Annotated in this window: 21 protein-coding genes and 2 riboswitches; of the genes, 7 read left to right on the forward strand and 14 right to left on the reverse strand. The window is 35.9% G+C overall.

Going from position 1 to position 23,657, the window contains the following annotated elements; translation table 11 throughout:
* Window positions 1-113 precede the first annotated feature (113 nt).
* The 7 genes from ACQKNC_RS00005 to dacB all read right to left on the reverse strand — a co-directional run bounded on the left by ACQKNC_RS00005 (window position 114) and on the right by dacB (window position 10,167).
* Window positions 114-2,720: a cation-translocating P-type ATPase gene (locus ACQKNC_RS00005; RefSeq protein ID WP_427422870.1), complete on the reverse strand. Its 2,607-nt coding sequence runs from the start codon at window positions 2,718-2,720 to the stop codon at window positions 114-116.
* A gap of 767 nt (window positions 2,721-3,487) precedes the next feature.
* Entirely contained in the window at window positions 3,488-3,745 is a 258-nt protein-coding gene (locus ACQKNC_RS00010) for a hypothetical protein (protein ID WP_427422871.1), read from the reverse strand.
* Between the two features lie 593 nt (window positions 3,746-4,338).
* Window positions 4,339-5,529 (reverse strand): MFS transporter, encoded by a 1,191-nt coding sequence (locus ACQKNC_RS00015; RefSeq protein ID WP_427422872.1) that lies wholly within the window; start codon window positions 5,527-5,529, stop codon window positions 4,339-4,341.
* A gap of 66 nt (window positions 5,530-5,595) precedes the next feature.
* A riboswitch (purine riboswitch) is annotated at window positions 5,596-5,695 on the reverse strand.
* 476 nt (window positions 5,696-6,171) lie between these two features.
* Window positions 6,172-6,729, reverse strand: coding sequence for a signal peptidase I (gene lepB / locus ACQKNC_RS00020; protein ID WP_427422873.1), 558 nt, complete (start codon window positions 6,727-6,729; stop codon window positions 6,172-6,174).
* Between the two features lie 147 nt (window positions 6,730-6,876).
* Complete coding sequence (locus ACQKNC_RS00025) at window positions 6,877-6,987, reverse strand: transcriptional regulator (protein ID WP_427422874.1); 111 nt, start codon at window positions 6,985-6,987, stop codon at window positions 6,877-6,879.
* Between the two features lie 340 nt (window positions 6,988-7,327).
* Window positions 7,328-8,263 (reverse strand): LCP family protein, encoded by a 936-nt coding sequence (locus ACQKNC_RS00030; RefSeq protein ID WP_427422875.1) that lies wholly within the window; start codon window positions 8,261-8,263, stop codon window positions 7,328-7,330.
* A gap of 470 nt (window positions 8,264-8,733) precedes the next feature.
* Window positions 8,734-10,167, reverse strand: a complete 1,434-nt coding sequence (dacB, locus tag ACQKNC_RS00035) for a D-alanyl-D-alanine carboxypeptidase/D-alanyl-D-alanine endopeptidase (protein WP_427422876.1) — start codon at window positions 10,165-10,167, stop codon at window positions 8,734-8,736.
* 174 nt (window positions 10,168-10,341) lie between these two features.
* On the opposite strand from dacB, the gene ACQKNC_RS00040 reads away from it, so the two are divergent.
* Entirely contained in the window at window positions 10,342-10,713 is a 372-nt protein-coding gene (locus tag ACQKNC_RS00040; protein WP_349658265.1) for a hypothetical protein, read from the forward strand.
* A gap of 71 nt (window positions 10,714-10,784) precedes the next feature.
* On the opposite strand, the gene ACQKNC_RS00045 is transcribed toward ACQKNC_RS00040, so the two are convergent.
* A complete protein-coding gene (locus tag ACQKNC_RS00045) occupies window positions 10,785-12,518 on the reverse strand; it encodes an ABC transporter ATP-binding protein (RefSeq protein ID WP_427422877.1) in 1,734 nt (577 codons plus the stop codon).
* A complete protein-coding gene (locus ACQKNC_RS00050; RefSeq protein WP_427422878.1) occupies window positions 12,515-14,257 on the reverse strand; it encodes an ABC transporter ATP-binding protein in 1,743 nt (580 codons plus the stop codon). The genes ACQKNC_RS00045 and ACQKNC_RS00050 overlap by 4 nt, the downstream gene beginning before the upstream one ends.
* Before the next feature lie 1,514 nt (window positions 14,258-15,771).
* Here ACQKNC_RS00050 and crcB (ACQKNC_RS00055) point away from each other — a divergent pair.
* The 6 genes from crcB (ACQKNC_RS00055) (at window position 15,772) to ACQKNC_RS00080 (ending at window position 20,903) form a co-directional block, all read left to right on the forward strand.
* Entirely contained in the window at window positions 15,772-16,134 is a 363-nt protein-coding gene (gene crcB / locus ACQKNC_RS00055; RefSeq protein ID WP_427422879.1) for a fluoride efflux transporter CrcB, read from the forward strand.
* Window positions 16,131-16,460 carry a fluoride efflux transporter CrcB gene (gene crcB, locus ACQKNC_RS00060; protein ID WP_427422880.1) on the forward strand — a complete coding sequence of 110 codons (330 nt, stop codon included), beginning with the start codon at window positions 16,131-16,133 and terminating at the stop codon, window positions 16,458-16,460. The genes crcB (ACQKNC_RS00055) and crcB (ACQKNC_RS00060) overlap by 4 nt, the downstream gene beginning before the upstream one ends.
* Before the next feature lie 29 nt (window positions 16,461-16,489).
* The gene (locus ACQKNC_RS00065; RefSeq protein ID WP_427422881.1) at window positions 16,490-16,837 is read left to right on the forward strand and encodes a hypothetical protein; all 348 of its coding nucleotides are present in this window, start codon (window positions 16,490-16,492) and stop codon (window positions 16,835-16,837) included.
* Between the two features lie 808 nt (window positions 16,838-17,645).
* Window positions 17,646-18,107, forward strand: coding sequence for a hypothetical protein (locus ACQKNC_RS00070; protein ID WP_427422882.1), 462 nt, complete (start codon window positions 17,646-17,648; stop codon window positions 18,105-18,107).
* A gap of 666 nt (window positions 18,108-18,773) precedes the next feature.
* A complete protein-coding gene (locus tag ACQKNC_RS00075) occupies window positions 18,774-19,271 on the forward strand; it encodes a hypothetical protein (RefSeq protein ID WP_427422883.1) in 498 nt (165 codons plus the stop codon).
* 130 nt (window positions 19,272-19,401) lie between these two features.
* A riboswitch (SAM riboswitch) is annotated at window positions 19,402-19,510 on the forward strand.
* 109 nt (window positions 19,511-19,619) lie between these two features.
* The gene (locus ACQKNC_RS00080) at window positions 19,620-20,903 is read left to right on the forward strand and encodes a Na+/H+ antiporter NhaC family protein (RefSeq protein ID WP_427422884.1); all 1,284 of its coding nucleotides are present in this window, start codon (window positions 19,620-19,622) and stop codon (window positions 20,901-20,903) included.
* Between the two features lie 406 nt (window positions 20,904-21,309).
* Here ACQKNC_RS00080 and ACQKNC_RS00085 read toward each other — a convergent pair whose 3' ends face one another.
* From ACQKNC_RS00085 to ACQKNC_RS00105, 5 genes are all read right to left on the reverse strand, one after another.
* Window positions 21,310-21,780 carry a peptide-methionine (S)-S-oxide reductase gene (locus ACQKNC_RS00085; RefSeq protein WP_427422885.1) on the reverse strand — a complete coding sequence of 157 codons (471 nt, stop codon included), beginning with the start codon at window positions 21,778-21,780 and terminating at the stop codon, window positions 21,310-21,312.
* A gap of 229 nt (window positions 21,781-22,009) precedes the next feature.
* Window positions 22,010-22,243, reverse strand: coding sequence for a hypothetical protein (locus ACQKNC_RS00090; RefSeq protein WP_427422886.1), 234 nt, complete (start codon window positions 22,241-22,243; stop codon window positions 22,010-22,012).
* A 17-nt stretch (window positions 22,244-22,260) separates the two neighbouring features.
* On the reverse strand, window positions 22,261-22,425 hold the full coding sequence (locus ACQKNC_RS00095; RefSeq protein ID WP_427422887.1) for a hypothetical protein: 165 nt from the start codon (window positions 22,423-22,425) through the stop codon (window positions 22,261-22,263).
* 245 nt (window positions 22,426-22,670) lie between these two features.
* Entirely contained in the window at window positions 22,671-23,216 is a 546-nt protein-coding gene (locus ACQKNC_RS00100; protein WP_427422888.1) for a DUF2812 domain-containing protein, read from the reverse strand.
* On the reverse strand, window positions 23,206-23,532 hold the full coding sequence (locus ACQKNC_RS00105) for a PadR family transcriptional regulator (protein ID WP_427422889.1): 327 nt from the start codon (window positions 23,530-23,532) through the stop codon (window positions 23,206-23,208). The genes ACQKNC_RS00100 and ACQKNC_RS00105 overlap by 11 nt, the downstream gene beginning before the upstream one ends.
* Between the last annotated feature and the right edge of the window lie 125 nt (window positions 23,533-23,657).

The raw sequence follows: 23,657 nt of genomic DNA on the forward strand, positions 1-23,657 counted from the left end.
CTATCTGGAGACAACATAAAAAATAGAGAAATCCGAATTTGAATGAATTCAAATTCGGATTTCTCACTAATTGAAGCTAGTTATGTCCCAGCCTCTTCAATGTTTTTTCCTCATTATCGTCTTCTCACGAACAACAGCTTGTACCACTGATTCACGATGAACGGTAGCACAGACAAGCTATAAATAAAGCCTAATTGTGCGGTACTTAATGTTGCCACTTCAAACACACCTGTAAGCATTGGAATAAACAATACTGCGTGTAAACTTAAAAAACCGATTAAGAATGCAAGCCAAGTATATTTATTCGAAAATATCCCAATGGCGAAGATTGACTCTTTAGCTCTGGAGTTGAAGCCATGCACTAATCGTGACAAGCATAAAGTTGTAAATGCCATAGTGCTCGCCGTTAAAGTGTCTCCCGTTGACAATCCGATTTCAAAGGCAACCGTTGTAGAAATTGCAATTAGTAATCCTTCGAGGACCACTTGAGTAGTAAATGCTTTATTTAATAATGGTGTATGAATATTTCGAGGCTTGTCCTTCATTGTTTTTTTGTTATTCGGCTCTAGGCCGATTGCAATCGCCGGTAAACTATCCGTTAGTAAGTTAATAAATAATAGATGCACAGGCGCAAAAGGAACTGGCAAACCTAATATTGTTGCATATAAAACAACAAAAATAGCACCCGCATTCCCAGATAATAAAAACAAAATAGCGTTTTTAATATTCGTATAGATACTCCTACCGTTTGCAATAGCCTTAACAATCGTTGAAAAATTATCATCCGTTAATATCATAGAGGAGGCATCCTTGGCTACCTCTGTGCCGGTAACTCCCATTGCCACACCAATGTCGGCCTGTTTTAGGGCAGGGCCATCATTAACACCATCCCCTGTCATGGCGACGACATGCCCTTTTTCTTGCCACGCTTTCACGATACGAATCTTTTGAGCGGGTGTTACGCGGGCATAAACAGAAAAATCTTTAACCTTTTCTTGAAGCTGTTGATCTGTTAGGCCTTCTATTTCATGCCCTTCAATCGCTTCAGAGGGATCATTTAAAATCCCGATCTGATTGGCAATAGCCGTTGCCGTAATTTTATGATCCCCTGTAATCATCACCGGTTTGATACCAGCTTTTATACATTTTTCAACAGCACCTTTAGATTCTTTTCTTGGAGGATCCATCATCGCGACTAACCCAACAAAGATTAAATCTTTTTCAGCCCTTACATCGATTGTTTGATTTCCCTTTACCTCTTTGTAGGCAACTGCTAGCACCCTTAACCCATTCATAGAAAAATTGCGATTTACCGCTTCGATTTTTTGGCGTTGTTGTTTTGTAATATTAAATATACCATGTGAAGTTTCTATTTTCACAATTTTAGGAAGAAGGACATCTAGTGCTCCTTTTGTAATCATGATAGATTGCTGATTGATATTATTTACAGTACTCATGAGCTTTCTATCTGAATCAAAAGGGATTTCGGCCACTCTTGGATAATGATCTCTTACCAGTAATTCATCAAAACCATATTGCTTCCCTAATTTTACAAGTGCAACCTCAGTAGGATCCCCGATTTCCTTACCGTCCCGTTCCACAGCATCACTACATAGTATTGCCTTTAACATAAGATCTTTCTCAACAGTATTTCTAGTGTGTAGCTGATCATGTGGAATAACTTTTTCATCCACATATACCTCTTGTACAACCATTTTATTTTCAGTTAATGTTCCTGTTTTATCTGAACAAATGACAGATACACTTCCAAGACTTTCAACAGCATATAGCTTTCGAATAATGGCATTTTGCTTTGCCATTTTTTGTGTCCCAAAAGCTAGCACAATGGTAACAATTGAGCTTAATGCTTCTGGAATTGCTGCAACGGCAAGTGAAACAGCAAACATAAACGATTCTACAAGCGCACGTCCTCTAATAAGGTCAATCACGAAAATAGCTAAACAGATTAACGTAATCCCTAAAGCTAATTTTTCTCCGAAATGATCCAAACTTACTTGTAAGGGTGTTTTCTTCTCTTTCGCAGTATCTAGTAAATTTGCAATTTTGCCGATTTCAGTTTGCATTCCGATAGCTGTAACCATGACAATACCACGACCAGTTGTCACGAAGCTTCCAGAGTATACCATGTTCTTTTTATCAGCAACAGTTACATTGCTTTCCTTGATAGCATCGATACTTTTCGCTACAGCGATTGATTCACCTGTTAGCGAGCTTTCATTGATATGCAAATTATGACTTTCTAATAATCTCCCATCTGCATTGATATAATCGCCAGCCTCCAAATAAAGAAGATCTCCAACGACTATATCTTCCGAAGAAATCTCTATTAACTGATTATTTCGCATTACCTTGGCAATTGGAGAGGTTAAGGCTTTTAAATTATCCAAAGACTGTTCTGCCTTAACATGCTGTACAGTGCCTAGGATAGCGTTTAATATAACGACAATCATAATCACAACCGTGCTTCCTACTTCCCCTAATAGAAATGAAACGAAAGCAGCGATGAGTAAAATAATGACTAATAAATCTTTAAACTGTCCAAAAAAAACGGCAAATGCACTTGTTTTTTTCCCTTCCTCTAATACATTATAGCCGTATACTTCTTGCCTCTTTTGAACGTCAAAATCACTCAATCCTTGATCTGTCACGTTCAAAGTTCTCATAACTTCAGCTGATGATTGTTGATGATATTCTGACATTCGATTCCCCCTCCATTTGAAATTATTAGACAATCATGCCAATTAAGTAACTCACAGCAACCACTCTATACTGAATTCCTTCTCACTGACTAAATTCAGGAGAAAATGCTGTTATTAGGTTCATCACCAAAAGTTGAGAATACATTCGATCACTTATGCCTCGGCATAAGTGCGTCCGGAATCGGCGTCACAGATGAGCCTCCTCGTGCCGGTAGAGAAACACATCCTGTGATAATACCTTCGAGACCAACATCCTTTTAGCCCAAGAGCTTAAAGGAACGCACCTATGAAAGCGCCCAGTAGGCACGGAAATCAACCTACTTTATGGTGATGAGCCGGTTATTAGTTAATAAGTTAGATTCCCATCAGTAGACCCCTTTGAAATATCTATCTTAGGCGGAGTAAAAATTATATGTCCTAAAAATAGTATTGAATCATCAGACTCTCTATCTACTCGAGCCCCTAAAATACTTTAACTACAACAATCTATTCCTTGCCCTATTCCAGTATGATAATAATCGATATAGAAATTAAATATTTGTTTAATAGGTGAACATATAAGATAAAATGAAACTTTAATCAGTGGGGTTTTTTCATCCTTACTGACCTTCACCAGATAAATTCGCGATGACAATGAAGCCCTATTGGACAAAAGAACCTCCTCTTACTAGCTATGTGAGCACTAAAAAAAGACATTTGGAATATGACTATTCCAAATGTCCTTCGTCCCATGCATAGACTCCTTATAGGCAAGCCTTGCAATTATTTTATTGTTCTAGTTGTCTCTCTTTATTCGTGACTAATAAATAATCGAGTGCACTCATTCTAGTAAGCTTATGAGTAAACTTTATAGCATCTGCTTGAGAGTCAAACATAAAGTTTTCGAGTTCGTCTGTTGGTATATATTGATCAGAGATTTTTCGTTTTAGTTTTCGTACAGATAAAGTATGTGAATCCTCTTCATATAAAATAATAGCACCCACATTTCGGTAAAGCGTCTGGTCAATCGTTGCAACAATTTTCACATTTGATCCTTTAAATTCTGATCAATTATGCCTCGGCATAATTGCGTCCGGAATCGGCTTTGTGCTTGCACAAAGAACTCCTTTCCGATTCCGTGACATCCGCCGGAGGATTTACCAACCTCCTCTAAACTTACATTCTATATATATATATATATATATATATATATCATTGTCCTTCTTTTTCAGCAGTATTTTCTGGATATTCCATCCAAAAAATCCACTCTAAAAGTTCAACACCTTAACGTGTGGTTGATTTCCGTTCCGGCTGGGCGCTTTTATCGCTGCCGCTTCGCTTTCGCACAGATAAAACATTTGTTGCTGTCGCTTCGCTTTCGCACAGATAAAACATTTGTTGCTGTCGCTTCGCTTTCGCACAGATAAAACATTTGCCGCTGACGCTTCGCTTTCGCGCAGAGCAGAGCTTCCTGGGGGCGTCCGATGAGCCGCTTAAGCAGCAGGTTCCACCCTCTGAAAGAGAACCACATCCTCATTCATTTCACTCCCTTAGAGGTAAGAGCCTTCTACTGAATGAAGATAAATGACATACGTTTGAACAAATGTCATCACAACTTTTGGTGATGAGCCACTCTAAACTATAAATTGTTGTGAACCGATTTCAACCCTAGCTCAGTCTCCTGTAAACCTGGCGCTCTTTTTAGAGAGAAAATGGCACAGCCTAGAGCACATAAAACTAAAATGGCACCGAAGCTAGCTAAATGCGTAGCTGATCCTGTAACAGCATACATAGCTCCACCAACAGCTGAACCTATGGATATACCAAGTTGTAATGCAGCTGTATTTAAGCTTTGTTGAATATCAGATGTTTTTGGATCAGTTTCTATTAAATAATTTTGTAATGGAGGCGTAAGTGCCCAGCTAAGCGCACCCCATAAAATTGTCATAACTAAAAAGAGCGGTAAAGCAACAATCGTGTATGGAAGAATAAATAATACAACGGCAAATGTAGATACAATAATTAAAATGGCTTTCCCAGTACCAATTTTGTCACTTAGCCAACCACCTAGAGCGTTCCCACTGACAGATGCTATTCCAAAGATTAGATAACAAATACTAATCCAAGAGGCACTCATATCAAATGATTCTACTAAAAATGGTGTTAAATAAGCATAAAGCATATAATGACCAGCCAGCATAAACAGTGTTGTTAATTGTGCACTAAAGATTTTTAAATTTGCTAATGATTTAATTTGAGCCTTTAATGGGACAACTTCCACAACTGGCATTTTTTCAAGCAGTAACGCAATAAGAATCATAGATGCAGTGGAAAGAAGCGCTATTCCTAAGAACACAGTCCGCCAACCAAATGCTTCTGACACAAATATCCCCATTGGCACACCGATGACAAGTGCCGAACTTACACCTATGAAAACAAGTCCTAAGGCTCTTGCACGATGTCTTGGTTCAACAATTTTTGTTGCAATCGTTAAGGATAAGACGATGACCAATGCAGTACTCATCGCTGTGAAAATTCTAGCAATCATGACGATCAAGAATGTCGTACTAAAATACGTCATAAGATTACCTAAAGTAAAAATAAATAAAGAAATAAGATAAAGGCGCTTCCTTTCCACTTTTGCGGTTAATGATAAAAGGACAGGCGCTGATATTGCGTAGACAAGAGCAAATATTGTAATTAATTGTCCCGCTGTTGCTAAGGACACATTTAAATCTTTTGCAATTGTTGGTAATATACCACCAACAATCAGTTCCACCAATCCTACTGCAAAGGTAGTAGCGGCAAGAATATATACTCTCCAATTCATAATAATCACCCTTCATTTACACTTTCATTTTTGTAGGGAGATTTAAATAAAAAAAATCCTGACTACAAAAATAAAGCAAATTTTTGTAGTCAGGATTTTATGGTTCCTGGTAGAGACCCTCAATCCATATCATTGAGGTTATACAGATCAAATATTCACGTTAGCTATATTAGCATATCGAATTTTCCATGACAACAATTTTTTTATTATTATTTTCATCTCTCTTATCCTTGTCACCCACAAAGTCGATCCACTATAGCACTTTCAATCATTGAAATGCAAACGCTTACGTAATAAAAAATCATTTCAAAAAGAGAAATTTTAGATTTTACTTATATTTTTTAAAGTTTGACCATACATACTAATATAACAGAACATTGTGAGGTGATTGTTTGCGTATATTAGGTTTAGTATGCTATTTTTTAATGTTGTTTTATGGTGTAGAACCAGTAATAGAAGAGCTCTCAATCGATAAGCCAGCAATCATTTCTCCTAGTCTGAGCAAACAGCAAATCCCCATAAAAGAAACTGTTGAAAATTCAACAGTTTGTGTCTATTACCCCTCTTATAAAGTTTGCAAAGTAATAAATTAACAAAGAGGCTACCAACGTAGCCTCTTATCACTGAAGGACCAAATTTATTTTATTTTGGACCGATATGGAAACGATTAAACGGATATATTGTTAATTTAGCTTCACCATAGATGGCATCTTTAGAAATTAAGCCATAATGGCGACTATCGGAGCTTTTTAAACGGTTGTCCCCAAGTACAAAATACTTACCCTCAGGTACCTTTTTTTCATTAAGTAATTGCTCTAACGTGAAATTTTCTGTAATACGTAATTGATTAGGATCATCTGTTTGACGATTCACATAATCTTCCTTGTAAGCTTTGCCATTTACATACAAAACATCGTCCTTCATCTCAACTGTATCACCTGGTAAACCAATCACACGTTTAATATATAGTTCATCTTCTGTTGGTGATTGAAAGACAATTTGATCAAAGCGATCAATTTTACTCATTTTACTTACAATTATAATATCCTTATCGTGATAAGTTGGGTACATAGAAGCGCCTTGCACTTTAATCGGTGCAAATAAAAATTGCTTACAGCCTAAAACAACTATAGCTGTAATCACAATAATTTTAAGATAGGATATTAATTCTTTTTTGAAACTTGTTTTCTCTTCTTGCATGCTCATTCCCCGATACTGTTTTTTTATAGTATAACATTTTCTACAGTATATTGACGAATTAATCACATAATTTGTTTCAAGTCCACAAAAAATAGACAAAGCTATTTTATAACTTTGTCTAGATCATTCTATACTTTTGTTTTTCGATTAAGAATGGCTACTTTGCGTAGAAGAGTGATGCTGCTCAGTAAACAAGTCTACTGCTAAAACAATACCGGTATGTAGTGCAACTACTAATAAAATTGTGCCTATAATCATCACAATCACTCCCTCAACCATTTCTAATATAATTATACACCAAATTTTCTGATATTTCAAACATTTGATGAAATAAAAAAAACCATTCAACTAGGCATGCACCCTACCTGAATGATTTTTTATGTTTTACATGAAAATTTTTAAGCACAATAGTTGTAAATGTCGCATAGTTGAATTGACTGGATTTTTTTGAACTTTACGCTTAGGTACATAGCTTTGCATGCAATTATTTAGAGCTGTATACCTAAGCACCTGGGTCCTCCCATTCATTTTTGTCCCTCCTTTCATTGTCAAAAGATTTACAGCTACCATATTCATTTAAATTTTCACTCCTTAGAATTTATTGCAAATGGGCTTTTAATTCCGATTTTATTTTTTCTAGTTCTGTATCTTCAGGGATGAAATACCAAATGTGGTCAATCTTTTTGCCATTTCCCTCTTTAAATGATAACTGCTCAATTTTACCATCCATTTTTTTATAAATACTTTGTAGTTGGATTAAGTCCTTCATTGTGAAATTCATACGAACATTCTCTCCTACTACATCAAGCATATCTGTAGCCTTTAATAATATAGAAGGTGTCGTCGAGGCTTTCTTCAGAACCGCCTCAATAATTTGTCGTTGGCGAATTTGACGACCAAAATCACCACGGGGATCTTCATAACGAATACGTGAAAAAATCAGTGCCTTATCACCGTCTAACGTTATCTCCCCCTTAGGGTAATGATAAGAGTCATAGGTTAAATCCATGTCATTATCAATTGTTACGCCACCAATCGTGTCGATAATTTGCAGGAAGCCCTCCATATTAATAAACACATAATAATCAATTGGTATATCTAAAAAATGCTTCACTGTATTCACCGCCATTGGGACGCCTCCAAATGCATAGGCATGGTTGATTTTATCGACGGAATCATGACCAATAATTTCTGTACGAGTATCTCGAGGTATACTGAGCATCTTCATCGTGTGTTTTTCAGGATTCACTGTAATAACAATCATCGTGTCTGAACGTCCACTATCATTTTTACGTTGATCTACTCCAAGCAATAACACAGAAAAAGGGTCTTTCTTCGTAACTATTTTTTGTTCTTTATTGTCATCACCTGTCGTTTCAATTAGTGGTGTATTTATTTTATTCATTGTTTTTTGGATAGTGTAATAAGCAGTACCTATAAAAATTAAAAATATTGATAATAAGCTACCTACTATCCAAAGCCAAATTTTCTTTTTGCTCTTTTTTCCCTTAGAGCGTGTCTTGTTTTTTTCCATACATAAGTCCTCTCTTGCAAAATTTGCCCCTCTTTTTGACGTTTTAAGTTGGAAAAAAGTTAATATGCCTAATTATATGCATATTGGACGAAAAAAAGACGTACACTAGTATTTACTAAATGTACGACAAAGTATTCCTCTATTTGTAAATTATCCCTCATTCAATAGTGTCAGCTAAATTTATGAAAAAGCGCCTTACATAATCCCACTATGTTTTATACGAAATTAGCAATCTTCATCCCCATTCATCTCACGACCAATTAAGGCTGCAGATTAGCTGACGCATTTGCTTTGTAAATAACAGTAGAAAAAGGCTCAAGACAGCTTTAACAGTGTCTTGAGCCTTTTTGCAGACGTCATTATAAGATTAATCATCATACACTTTTGCACATGCTTGTACAAAGTAGAATAATAATATTCATTTACTGTAACCTTAAACCAATTGTCGCTAAACAAATTGTTCAGCATCCTTACATTTCGTTTGCAATCTGCTTAACAATTTCATCAATGGTTGGGATAGCTGAAGTTTTATTGGCCTGTGTCAAAATACTAAAGATATACCACTTGCCACTTTTTCCTTTTACATAGCCACTCAAAGAATATGTTCCAGTAATATAGCCTGTTTTAGCAGAAACACTATAGCCCTTCATACGATTTTCTAAAGTCGCACCAACAAGACTGCCCTTTCTTCCTGCATGCGGTAATGCATCTAAATAAGAGTTATACCAGGATTTACTTCGAACTTTATATAATAATAGACTTTCTTGCATACTGTTTACTCGATTTTTGTGACTTAAACCTGAACCATCTTCAAAATACCACTGCTCCATATCAAGCCCAATATCACTACCATATGTACGAATCGCTTGAATGCCAGCCGACCAGCTTCCTTCCCCAAGTAACTCTCGTCCAAGTTGTTTAGTAAACATATCACCCATGCCATTAATGCTTAGCTTTAAATACTTAAAGTTAATATCCTGTAATGGTTTTGAATATGAATTACCTACACGCTGTGCATTCTCAGGTACTTTCCCTGTTTCAAGAGGCATTGTTTGGATACCTTTTGCTACTAATTTTTCTCGAAATACATCAAGTGTATATAGAGTTGGATTATAGACAGTTACATATGTACTTTTCTGTGAACCTGCTGGTAAGTTACCAGTTACAACGATACGCTCTGTACCGTATTCTCTTGTAATTTTCACAGTACTTTTCTCGCCCTTTTTAACAACTTTTGTTTTGTTAACAACCGGAATAGTACTTGCAAACGGAACAAGCTGAACATTAGCCGCAGTGCCGGCCTTTGAGCCTGTCACTTTCACTTGCACAGTTGAAATATCATATTGATCATTTGGCGAAATCGTTAATGCCGAAATACGCGAAGCATAAGGTTGATCCTCTTCTTGAGGTACAATTCCCTTCGGTAAACGATCTGCATCAAACCAAGTATCATCCCCGATTAAGGAACCTGTAATTTTCGAGATACCCATTTTTTTCAACCCATTGGCAAACGATTCTAAATGACTAGGTAAAAGCGTTGGATCTCCCCCACCTTGTAAATAAATATTACCCTGAAGAACACCATCTTCAATTGGTCCATCAACATATGTCGTTGTAGCAAAGCGATAATCAGGTCCTAGTAAATCCAATGTAGCGGCGCTAACTAAAAGTTTATGCGTAGAAGCAGGGCGTATCATCTTATCACCATTTTTATTGTAAAGGACATTCCCTGTTTCTATATCTCGTACAGTAATGCTATACTCGTTGTTCTTCCAATTTTTAGAAATTACACTATTCACTTTCGTTGTCATTGTTTGCTCACTAGCACTTGCCTTCACAACAAAGGTGATTGGCGTACAACAGACCATTAAAATAATCATTAAAAAAAATTTTTTCTTTTTCATAGACCCTCCAGTTTGCAAATTTCTACTTTTCATGCCTTAATTCTACGGAAAAATTTAGCATTTTACAATAAAACACTTTTTTATTTTACAAAGAATAATATGTCATCTTTTTTATTCGACAAGAATAAACTGTAGTAGCTAGCTAAATCATTTCGGGAAAGGAGTTGTTTATAAATGGGTGCTAAATGGATAAAGATTTCAGTCTTATATTTAGTGATTGTTTTGGCGTTTGGACTGTTTATGCATTATACAATTCAACTCGAATGGACGGCGACACACGCACACATCGGTGTAGTAGGTTGGCTGACAACTGGTTTAATCGGTTTAATTTATTCAATATATAAAGATGCAGCCGAGACAGGACTGGCCAAAGCACAATTTTGGTTCTACAATCTTGGATTACCGTTCCTCTTGGTCGGTATGATGATGGTTCATATAGATGTACCGAGCTGGTTATTTGAGCTCTTTGTATCTGGTGGCGGTATCGCAGTGGCAATTTCAGTGCTGTTCTTTTTTGTCAATGTCTTTAAAAATGTAAAATCTTAAATAGAAAGCCCCGCTTTTTCCAAAAAAGCGGGGCTTTATTTATACCATTATCCCTATAACCATTTAAATTATTATTGCAATGAATTCGCCTGCATTTGATACATTTTTTCGTAAATGCCGCCCTGTTCTAATAGCTCATCATGTGTGCCACGCTCAACAATCTTACCTCGATCTAAGACAAGAATACGATCTGCATTTTTAATAGTAGAAAGTCGGTGAGCGATAATGAATGTTGTACGTCCTTTTTTCAGGACATCCATCGCATGCTGAATAATCTCCTCTGTTTCCGTATCTATATTAGAAGTAGCCTCATCTAAAATTAAAATAGCTGGGTCAAAGGCAAGCGCACGCGCAAAGGAAATTAACTGACGCTGTCCAGATGACAGTGTGCTCCCCTTCTCAATAACAGGCTCATCATAGCCATTTGGCAAGTTCGCCAAAACACGTTCCCCACCAACAGCCTTTAATGAGGTTTCTATTTTTTCACGTGAAATTTTAGGATTATTCAGGCTGACGTTCGAAGCGATAGTACCTGTAAATAAGTATGGGTCCTGCAGAACAATACCCATATGTTCACGCATTGTTTGACGAGGAACCGAGGTGATATCAATTCCATCAATCGTAATTTTTCCTTTAGATGGGTCATAGAAACGGAACAATAAGTTCATAATAGAACTTTTCCCGGACCCTGTATGACCTACTAAGGCAATTGTTTCACCTTGGTGTGCTTCAAATGATAGATTTTTTAATACATATTCATCATTTTTATAAGCAAAGGAAACATCTTCGAACACCACATTTCCTTTATATCTAGGTAAACTTTTTTCAGATACCGGCTCCCCGTTAATATCTAACACTTCAAAGACACGCTTTCCTGCAACAAGTGAGCGCTCAAGCTGAGAGAATTGATTGACGATATTCGTTATCGGATTAAATAATCTCGTTAAATAATCGACAAAGGCATATAATGTCCCCGCAGAAATAACTTCCGTTGCCGTAAATGACTGTGTACCAAAGTAGAAAATAAAGATCGTAAACATAAGAAGTCTTAATGTATTAACAAGGTTGAAAGATGTTGCAGAATCAAGGAAGAGCAGCTTACGTTCATAAGCATAATGCTCATTATTCATGTCATCAAATTCCTTCGTCATTTGCTGCTCACGACGGAATGCTTGAATAATCGTCATCCCTTGAATCGATTCATTAATCATTGCGTTAATATCGGCAATTTTCGTTCTAATAACATCATTATATTTCGAAGCAACTTTACGGTATAAAATCATCCATAAATAAACGACTGGTACCATAGCCAATGCTAGGAACGCCATTTTCCAATTTAAAATGAAGAGTGCGATATAAACACCCACAATAGAAATTAAACTCGTAACGAAGTTTGAAAGTACTTGAACATATAAATTTCTAACAGCCTCAGTATCATTCGTTACACGGGCTACAATTTTCCCTGCTGGTAAATTATCGAAGTATTGAATTGGCAAGGTTTGAATATGCTCAAATACATCCTTACGTAATTTTTGTACAACACGGTTGGCACCCATTTGTAAATAGATATACATAAAATAGCGTAAAACAGCTGTAGCTATTGCTAAAAGTAAATATACAACTAATAGCCACGCAATTGGTTTTAATTCAATGCGGCCAATTGTCATGTAATTATCAATGATATGCTTCGCAATAAACGGCCCAACAAGCTCCGTAAAAACGGCAATTGTTAAGAAAAATAGTCCAAGTAGTATTGGTTTTTTAAAATACATTGCATAGCGTGTTAAACGTTGACTCGTACTCATGAGGCACCTCCTTCTAGCTGCTGACGGTCAAATTGCTCTTTATACCATCCTTGTTGTGAAAGAAGCTGCTCATGTGTTCCCTGCTCTACAATTTGGCCTTCATCTAGCACGATAATTAAATCGGCGTGCTGAATTCCTGATAAACGATGCGTAGTAATAATCGTCGTTTTGTCTTGTCGTTCTCGCTGTATATTTTCAATAATTCGTGCCTCTGTTTTGGCATCTACAGCAGAAAGCGAGTCATCAAGCATTAAGATTTCAGGGTCTTTAATAAGAGCACGCGCAATTGAAACACGTTGCTTTTGACCACCTGAAAGAGATACACCCTTTTCACCAACAAGTGTCTCAAGACCCATTGGTAAATTTTTTAAATCCTTTTCAAAATATGCTGCACGAATCGCCTGATGCAATTCAGCCTGTGTAGCATCTTCTTTCCCAAATAAAATATTTTCACGAATGGTACGTGAGAATAGAACATGATCCTGTGGAACATAACCAATCCAGTCGAGTAACTGTTCCTTCGTTTGTGCAGTAATATCTACTCCATCAATCGATAGCTGTCCTTCGCCGATTGGATACTCGCGTAATAATTGCCGCAGGAAGGTCGTTTTTCCCGCTCCTGTTTTACCAACAATTCCAAGAGTTTGCCCCTTTTTCAATGACAGCGAAATTTGCTGGAGATTTTTCACCTGACTCATTGGATATTGGAATGTTAAATCTTCAAACCCAATCGCATTTGGTGTCATAATCATTTGTGGATTCGCAATATTCCGAACATCCGCCTCATAGTTTAGCGTTTCCTGTACACGATCAAGAGAAGCGTTACCTTGCTGCATCACATTTATTAGTTCACCAATTGCAAATATTGGCCAAACTGCTAGCCCCAAGTAAACATTGAACGTTACAAGCTGCCCAACTGTCATAGCATCTGCCGCTACTAGATGAGCACCATAGCCAAGCGCTACAACATAACTAATCCCAGTACCGACCTTTGTAATCGGTCCGAATAATGCGTTAATTTTTGCAGTATGCATATTTTTTTCATACACAACCTCGCTCATCTCCGCAAAATTTGTTTCGTCCTTTTTTTCTTGTACGTATGCCCGTACAACTCGCACACCTGCAACCGACTCTAGAACACTATCATTCAACTCTCCAAAAACATCCTGCGCCTTCATATAGCGTTCATGCACAATCTTCCCTAAATATTGAATTAAGATGGCCATGATCGGCACTGGCAGCATTGCAAAAAAAGTAAGCTTCCACGAAATCATAAAACCCATGGCAAAAATAATAAAGCCCATGTAGATTGTGGAATCAATCAGTGTCATAATCCCAAAGCCAGCAGTCAACGACACTGCGTTTAAATCATTCGTCGCACGTGCCATTAAATCTCCGGTACGGTTTTTCTCATAAAAAGTTGGTGTCATGCGCAAAAAATGCTGCATAAGGTTTCGACGTAAAATTTTCTCTAGGTTAATAGCCCCTTCAAATAATCTGAATTGCCACACAAAATTAAGGACATAACCCCCAATCATGATACACACAAAAATCAAAATATACTTCGTTAAAAGAGCTGGCGTCATTTCTCCAGCAGTCAATATATCAATTATTGACCCTAGTAAATACGGTGGAACAACTTCTAAGCCACTTGCTATCATTAATAGCACGACCGCTATTGTATATTGCTTCCAGTATTTCTTAAAAAACCAGCTTAATTTACTTAAAACATCAAACATACTTTATAACCTTCTTTCTCTAGTGCTGTTAAAGCTGTGCTACCCACTATCCAGAAATACCTTGATGAAAATCATTTTTTGTACTTCGTTTCGCATACACATACACTCCTTTTTTATTGTCACTACAACCCTTTTTTGCAACAAAAAAGACACATACCCAAAAAAAGAGCATGTGTCTCTTCATAAAAGGCCAGGAGTTACCCATGCCCTTTATTTGCAACGCAAAATAAAAAGTTAGAAGACATGGACAATGTATGCAGTTGTACTTTGATATGATACTGATAAAATTAACATCGTCATGCCCTCCTTTACTTAAGATTGTTATAGTGTTCTTGAAGATTATCACACTTTAGAAATATTTGTCAACCAACTTACTGTTATTTTTTAGGTTTTTCAGGAAATAATTAACGCTTTAAAGTAACGAATTGCTAAATTTACAATCTAGAAACAAGAAGTAAATCCAGAAATTTAGAATTAAATACTACGATTTCAGCGGATGTTTGGACACCTGCTGAAAAGTTCTGGAAGGCCCTAGCGAACAAAGCCAGTTCGATAGGGTCCAAATCGATTTATCGGAACAATCTTGAGATTTATCGGAACAAATTTTTGATTTATCGGAACAATTCCACGATTTATAGGAACAAGTTCAAGATTTATCGGAACAATTCTGTGATTTGTCGCATAACTTTAATTTATTGCTCAACTTTTTTAATTTATCGCCCAACTTTCTAAATTTATCGCCCAACTTTCTAAATTTATCAACCAACTTTCTAAATTTATCACCTAACTTTAATTTATCGCCCACTTCACAAAAAAAACAAAGAACCGCTAACCGTTGCGAGCCAGAAAAGGGAGTTGAGTACAAGCGGCAGCCTGTAATCTAACTAGTCTTTCCCCTCTCGAATAGCAAATATAGAGATTTTTGCTCACTATAACATCTATCGGTGTACTAGTAATATGCCAATGCCACAAACTCCGTCCTTAGCAAGTTGAATATAAGAGACACTAACACTAAGCTGAAATGTCGTTTACTGTTTTGAATTTTACGGTGTGCTTTCTAAGCCCCCAGCCCTATAACAATTACAACAACAATAATTATTTAGTAATTTATTATTTAGTAATTAATTATTAATTAGTAGTGACGGGTTTTCCCCTCATGGATTTTCCGTCAACGGATTAACCGTTATCGGATTTTCAGTCAACGGTGTAATTAGTGTTTGAATCCTAATAATTATGCCTCCTTGTTAGTTATATACATATTAAGAGATGATATAGGGACATTAACTACGGCGTATTTTGGCAGAAATTATAAGAATCTTAATCGGCGATATAATAAAATAATATTCAAGAAGTCAAAATAAACTATAGAACGAAAACATTTGAACCAAAGTTGGTAAAACAGTATAAGCTATAATGTTTGAGATCTCTTTGATATTTTTGAACTGAAACATATCTAAAATAATTATCACGTGATACACTTTTCCATATAGACATTTTAATAAGGAGTCTTTACGTTGAAATCATTTTTAGCTGTTGGGATTGGCGGATTTTTGGGTGCCATCTGTCGATATAGCCTCGGTTTAGCACTTTCAAATAACGGTAGTTTTCCATTTGCGACACTTTGCATAAACTTAATCGGCTGCTTTTGTTTAGCATGGCTATTTACTACGTTTACAAAGCGTACGCCTGTTATTTTAGGAATTGGGACCGGCTTTTTTGGAGCCTTTACGACCTTTTCGACTTTTTCTTTAGAAACGCTATTACTTTTGCAGGATAGTAAGTGGCTACAAGCTGTTCTTTATATTTTAATGAGTGTTTTTGGCGGTTTAGCTTGTGCATGGCTAGGATTTAAGCTAGCAAAGGGGCGCATCGTATGATAGTTGTTGGTATCGGTGGATTTTTGGGTGCACTAACGAGATTTTATCTAGGTAAATTGATTGTCCATACATACCCATGGGCAACATTTTTGATCAATATAACGGGTTCTTTTGCCCTTGGCTTTCTATTTGCATTACATCCAAGTGATTGGATATGGCATTTTATAGGGCTTGGTTTTTTAGGAGCTTATACGACTTTTTCAACATTCGGTTTTGAATGTTTGACGCTTTTGGAGCGGAAAAAATGGAGACAAGCGATTATTTATATATGCACTACAGTTTTATTCGGTTTACTTTTCGCGGCACTTGGCTTTTTCCTTGTGTAGCAGCATTTTAAGAAGCTAGAGGTGATTTTTTGACACAGCCATCCATTGAACAATTACAAGCACTCGAAGCTGAAATTGAACAAACACTTTATACTTTAATCGACCTAGAACTCGAAGAAAACTTTCCAGAAATGAATACACGCTTTGCACAATTGCTTGCAAAGGTTCAAGCAGCTCAATTAATTGATTATAAGCTTGATGTCCTCGTTGATCCTCAAGCATTTGCAACAGAAACTTGTATTCTACTGCAAAGTTTAATAGAGACAAAGAATAGACCACATAAAAGGCAACGCCTTCTAACACATCGTATGATTTTAAAAATATGGCTACGTAAAAATCAACGCTTTATGACTGAATTTTTACCTCAAATGTTTTAGGCTTTTTTTCAGAAGATCGCGCTCTTTGGTAAAATAAATTCCTTTTTGAAAAGCTTCAATAGATTGGTCAAAGTAGTATTGTATTTAGGGGCTTCCTTTGAAAAAAGGAGTCCTTTCGTTATGTAGCTAAAGGAGCAACATTCTACATAAAAGAGTTTCAGGGTTCAACGGTAGTTCCTCCAAGCTCTAATCAAATCGTAAATGATTCACTATGATCAATTACATGTGCAATGACTTCATCACCAGGTTTTCGAAGCCATTCATCGACCAACTCTTCATCTGTATCTAAATCCGTATCATTTTTAGGTAAAAAGCAAATCTTCTTTTTAAATACTCGTCCATCTTTTTTAACAATTTCAAAAGTAATATAATTTAATATAGTATGGAAAAACTACTGTTCTTCGGTAACAATAACTTTCAATAAATCTCGGGTTTTTCTTACTTCCAATATGCAACTAATCATTATTTAACCTCCTTCTTCTACTTGTTAAAGCGATGCTGATGAAGTTACGGCTAACTCTACATTCACACACATGAGTAATAATTACTCGCTCCATTTTTTCATTAAATATTTCTGCTTTGTAGCTATTCTCAAAGTGAACCACCCTCTATTAACTCAACTAACAACCTGTCCGTTCTGCAATACTTCAAGATCTATTCCTCAATCTGTGATTTCAAGCTCCAAGAAGAGTATTTTTTCTGAATTTTATCAATTTTTGTTCAATTATAAACAAAAGTTGATTTTTAAATTTTTACAGCTAATGGTATGTTAATAACATACCCGGGGAAAAAGTAAAGGAGAATGATTATGAAAACAAAAAGATTAATAATGACAATTATTTTCACATTACTATTAGTCCCTATTAGTTTTACTCACACTGTTGAAGCAACATACGAACCTAGTCAACAGGAAATTGATCAATTAGCAAAGGAACTAGAATTCATGTTTGAAGAAGCTGCATATAAAAATAGTAATGGTGACTTTGTTGACTTTAATTTTAAATTATTAAAAGAAAAATACGGTTCTGATGATCAAGTTATACTTGAATTAGAAGAACTTGTTAAACCTAATTCTTCAGTAATCCAAGCAAGAACTGCTGCAGTTGATCGTTGTATAGAAAGGAAAATTAAGGCGGCTTATCAAGAATATTTTAGTGTTACAGCAATGGTTACAATTGTTAACTATATAAAAGAAAAGAATTATAAAAGTGCTGCTGAGAGAATACTTAAAGCCGGAGTAAGGGGTAATATCGTTGGAATAACGGCTTAAATAACATATTGGCTAGTTACTTGTATCTATGAGGAAGAAGGCTGGTTTTAAAAAGGAGCTTCAGTGAAAAAAATTACATTTTATTTAATATTTTTCTTAATTGCATTTTGTATATTGTTAATTACAAACTACTTTATTTTTGGAGATTGGTTGATTATTGATAAATTATTTCACAGTTTTATACTTACTATAATATTAATGTTTTTCGATTGGGCATTTGATAAACCTAGAAAAACAAAATAGTAATTTAAAAACTAAAAAAGATAATACAAGTATTTGATAATTTTTCATTAATTATCAAAACACACCCTAAGTATTGTCTAGCTACAGCTCTCTAACAAAAACTCACATTTCATCAAAAGGTGCCAGTATGGATCAAATTAATACTTCCGAAGCACCAAAACATTTTCCAATAATATGTAAATTAGTAATTGTATAATTCAGTTTTTCATTTGAGGTGACTTATATGGAGTTTATCAGAAAACACATATATATTATTCATTTCATATTACTATTTATAACTTTACCGGTCTGGGATTATTTCAGACATGGTAGTTGGAATTTTCGTTATAACTTTTTCTTTTCCATATGGGTTGTAATTGTTTTTACGTTTTTTAATTCACTATTCAGTTTTAAAAAAAATGAAAACAAAAAGGAGAAAAAAGAATGAAGAATCTTCTAACTAAAGTAATAGCGTCTCTACTTGTATTCTCTTTAGTAATATCAGCCTTTTCACCAACAACATTGGCGAAAAACAAAAAGGCAAACACAGAAGTTGATGAACAGCAAGTACAAGAATTAGCTGAAGCACTTGAATTTGTATTTGAACAAGCGATAGTGATGAATGAATTTGGACAAGCTGTAGGTCTGGATTTTGACAAAATTGAAGGAAAGTATGGTATAAGTCCCGATTTAGAAAAAGCTATTGATGAAAATGAAGTTGTAACCAAAACTCGAACAGCTGCAGTGGACCGTTGTTTAAGTAACAAAATAAAAAATTATTTCACTGCTGAAGATTTTCTTCCTACAGCTGTTATTAATTCTGTAATAGCTTTAATTCTGGAGAAAAATTACACTTCCGCTGCGTTAAAAATAATTAAAGCTGGTGAAATGACCCTCTCCATTCTCCACCAATACGCTCAAATCTCAATACCCATAATTTAGCACTTTACTCTTTGGTCGCCTTAACGCTGACTTTTCCGAGAGTTTTTTATACTTTGATTAAAAATATGTTGCAAATATTGATTTTTTATTTTATTCTAATATTATTGTGAAAAAAATATAATATTTTTGCTTCTTATCAAGAGAGATGGAGGGACTGGCCCGATGATATCTCGGCAGCGGAACTTAGTGATTTAAGTTACTGTGCCAAATCCAGCAAGCAATGGCTTGATAGATAAGAGGAGCGTTTTATAGATATAAGGCCTCTTCTTGTTGTTTCAAGATGAGGTCTTTTTTATGTAAAAAAATGGGCTAAGGACGTGTCCCTTTTTAATTTTTGGAGGTAGAACAATGAAGAATGAGAATCCATGGGCACTGATCCCATTTGTTGTTTTTTTGATTTTATTTATTGGCTCAGGGGTTATTACAGGTGATTTTTATGCCTTTCCTGTCATTGTAGCCATTGCCATTTCGGGCGCTGTGGCTCTGGCGATGAATCGAAAAGAATCGTTTTCGCGAAAGGTTGATATTTTTTGCAAAGGCGCAGGAAATTTAAATGTCATGCTGATGGTTGTTATTTTTCTCTTGGCTGGGGCCTTTTCAGAGGTAGCAAAAGGTATGGGGGCAGTGGACTCCACTGTTAACTTTGCTTTGTCGGTCATTCCGGAAAACCTGCTTGTCGTAGGCTTGTTCATCATTGCCTGCTTTATCTCCCTATCAATGGGTACATCGGTAGGAACAATTGTTGCACTGGCGCCAATTGGAGTTGGGATAAGCGAGCATACAGAGTTTTCCATGGCTTTAGTAATGGCGGCGATTGTTGGAGGTTCGATGTTTGGCGATAATTTATCCTTTATTTCAGATACAACAATTACTGCCGTTCGTTCACAAGGCGCACAAATGAAGGATAAATTTAAGGTGAATTTTTGGATTGTGTTACCGGCAGCTATTGTAACGAGCATTATTTTAGGGTTAATCACAATGGGTGAAACGACAGCACAAGTAGAGCATTTAAGCTATAGTTGGGTAAAAATTGTTCCCTATGTGTTAGTTATTATCTTTGCGTTAGTTGGAATGAATGTTTTCCTTGTTCTAGCATTTGGGATTGTTCTCGCCGGGGCTGTTGGTTTAGCAGATGGTAGCTATCATTTAATGAGCCTTTTGCAAAAGATTGGCGAAGGAATGTCAGGCATGTATGAAATGGCATTTCTTGCGATATTAATAGCTGGAATGGTGGAGATTATTAAGTTTAACGGAGGAATTGACTTTCTGCTTCACCTTGCGACACGAAGAATAAAATCGAAAAAGGGTGCTGAATTTGGGATTGCCGGCCTTGTGGGCCTAACTAATTTATCTACAGCCAATAATACGATTGCTATTTTAATTGCTGGTCCACTTGCAAAAAATATTGCTGAACAGTATGAGATTGAGCCAAGAAAGTCCGCAAGTATATTAGATATTTTCTCTTGTACGATTCAAGGCCTTCTACCATACGGAGCCCAATTCCTAGCAGCCGCAAGCGTAGCTGGAATATCGCCAGTGAGCATGCTGCAATACTCTTTCTATCCAATCCTTATAGGAATCTGCGGGAGCATCGCGATCCTTATCGGATACCCGGCAAAAAAGAAAGCCTGAATTTCACCACTATCAATTATACCTCGGCATAATTGCGTCTGGAATAGGCTTTGTGCTTAGGCTAACATCCCATGCAAACTACTTTCCGATTCAGGTGATATCCGCCGTCATTTTACATTGAAATATTCCAATCGTTTTGAAAAAATAATTAAAACGATTGGTTTTTTTATTGGCTGTTTTCTTATAGATTGTTGCTGTTAATACATAAAGACCAAGTTCATTCTACGCATTTAGTAGATGAACTTGGTCTTTAGTAAATCCTTCTTTAGTTTAATAAGAACAGAGACGCTAATTAAACAATCGCGCCCGAACGTTGAAAATGATTAAACAGTTCTGTTCCCCTTATAATAAGGTAAAGCATTTCTGAAAACTATAGATCCCATAAACCATCTTTTAATAATCTCCCCTACTTATACCTACTTAATATTTCTTCTGGAATATGACAATAATCATTTGGACATCTAGCTAACCTATCTTGATGTTCTTCTGCACTTCTTATATAGTTTGTAAGAGGTAATACTTCAACAACAATAAGGTCGTAATCATTTCTCTCACAAAGAAACGCCTTTGCCTCTTCTAAGTGTTCAGGATTTTCACTATATACTCCTGTTCTGTATTTCTCGCCAACATCCTGTCCTTGTTTATTCAAACTGTATGGGTCAATGATTTCAAATAAATACCCCATTAATTCCCTGATTGTTACAACTGTCGGATCAAATCCTGTTTTTACACATTCGGCATACCCATCATAATCACCCTCAAGTGTATGACTTGTTCCATTAGCTCTTCCTGCTTCTGTAAACTTAACCCCAGGTAAAGTTTTTATAAAAGCTTGTACTCCCCATAAACATCCACCTGCAAAATATACTACTTCCATATTGACTCTCCTCTTTGTTTAAAAAAATTCATTCCAAGTAAATTGGAGGAAAAAAATGTAATTACTAAGTCTACTACACATTAAAATAATGACAAATTTTATTATTCCACATTATGACCCGATTGTTGAACACAAATTAAACAATGCTCTTCAACAAACTTGCACCGTTAGTACAATAATAAAAAAGAGCTGTCTAAGCAGCTCAACGTTCATCGAGTAAAGCACCAAGTTATTTCAATAACTGCAATCTTATAACATCTTGTTTATCTTTGAATTTTATTTTGATTTTATATTCATCCTCTTTATATGTTTCGTTATTAACAGTACCAACTAAAAATGAAATAACGTTCCCTTTAATTTTTGTTACCATATCTCCAACATTACCTGTAATTAGCCCATCTCTACCTTCAAACTTAATGTCAATATTATGTAAATCCCCCTGCGATAGTTCTAAATCTTTCAATTCGATTTCAACCCAATTTACTTTTTTTTATCATACAATTCAGGATTGTAAATATACTTTACATCCCAATGTTCTCCCTCACCATAGAAGATAACCTCATCTGCAATATCAGTTTGTTTGGTTGATGAACAAGCTGTCAAACTAATTATAAGAAAAATACCAAACAACACTCTCAGCTTCATTTTCAAACCACCTCTTTAGTAATTAGTAACCTACGCATAAAATCATTTCTACGTTCACTAACCTGCTCCGTTAATTGAAATAGCAACAACCTTTAAGAAAACAGCTTGGTAAGCGCCAAGTCGGAACGGAAATCAATCCCCTTGTTTTGCCGAACACCCTTACTTTATTTAATAGCATATTTTCATTGACATAATAATTTTCCACAACATGAAAAAAACAGCTAATAAGCTTCAGCTGTTCGTTCTTATATATGCTTGGATTTTAATCGAAGGTTTTTCCACATATGATAGTAAACTCCACCAGATGTCATCACTGCTGGAACAGTAAAAACAAAGGAATATGTAAATCCTTGCTCTGCAATGTGTTGAATTGTCCCAGTGGTAAATGTCATAAATACCCACAAAACCATCGTTATGACAAGAGCAATGGATGCTGCTAGGTTTACAGGCTTTGCAAGACGCGCTAATTTATCAATAGAAGACTCGGTGTCACTATAAATGGGTGTAGTTTCTGGTGCTGCCTTAAAAATATGCATATCTGCACTAGAACAAACATGTGTCCAGCCACCGAAAGCAAATAGCTCAAAATACTCCTCTTCTTCATCCTTCCGTAATTTACGATAATCAATACTAAAAATAACGTCTTCTGGTTCACACTTCTCTAGCCCATAGCCCGCAAATCGAAATCTTTTTAAATGCCAGCCCTTTGCCGCCTTTTCGCTTAATTTTTTCATATCGCGCTCCTCAAAAAAAGCTAAACCATATGATGCCATATATCTCTTATTTCTCATTATTTTTACCTCCTTTTAGTCCCTGCTCTGCCAGCTGAATCATGATCTTTCTTCGTTCAATATCTTCGAGCAATACTTCTCGACCTTTATCTGTTAAGACATAGACCTTTCTACGAGAATCCGAATCATCGTGTAGCTGAATAAGCTGTTCAGCTAATAGTTTTTTAATAATTGTATAAAGGGATGCTGGACCAACTACGAAAGTACCCTTTGTTGTCTCCTCTATTAAACTCATGACCGCATAGCCATGTCGAGGCTCCGTGAAGACAGCCATAATATAAAAAACAGAATCTGTTAACTGCTCTAATGATTTCATTGTCTACACCTCCAGTATATCATAAAACGATATATCATTAATTAATATATCACTTTATGATATATCGAGCAACTGTATAAAAAAATCCTCGCCAAGCCGTTACTTGGAGAGGATAAATAATAGCA

Origin of the sequence: Lysinibacillus sp. NPDC094177 (assembly GCF_050279145.1) — a bacterium.
Lineage (GTDB): Bacteria > Bacillota > Bacilli > Bacillales_A > Planococcaceae > Lysinibacillus.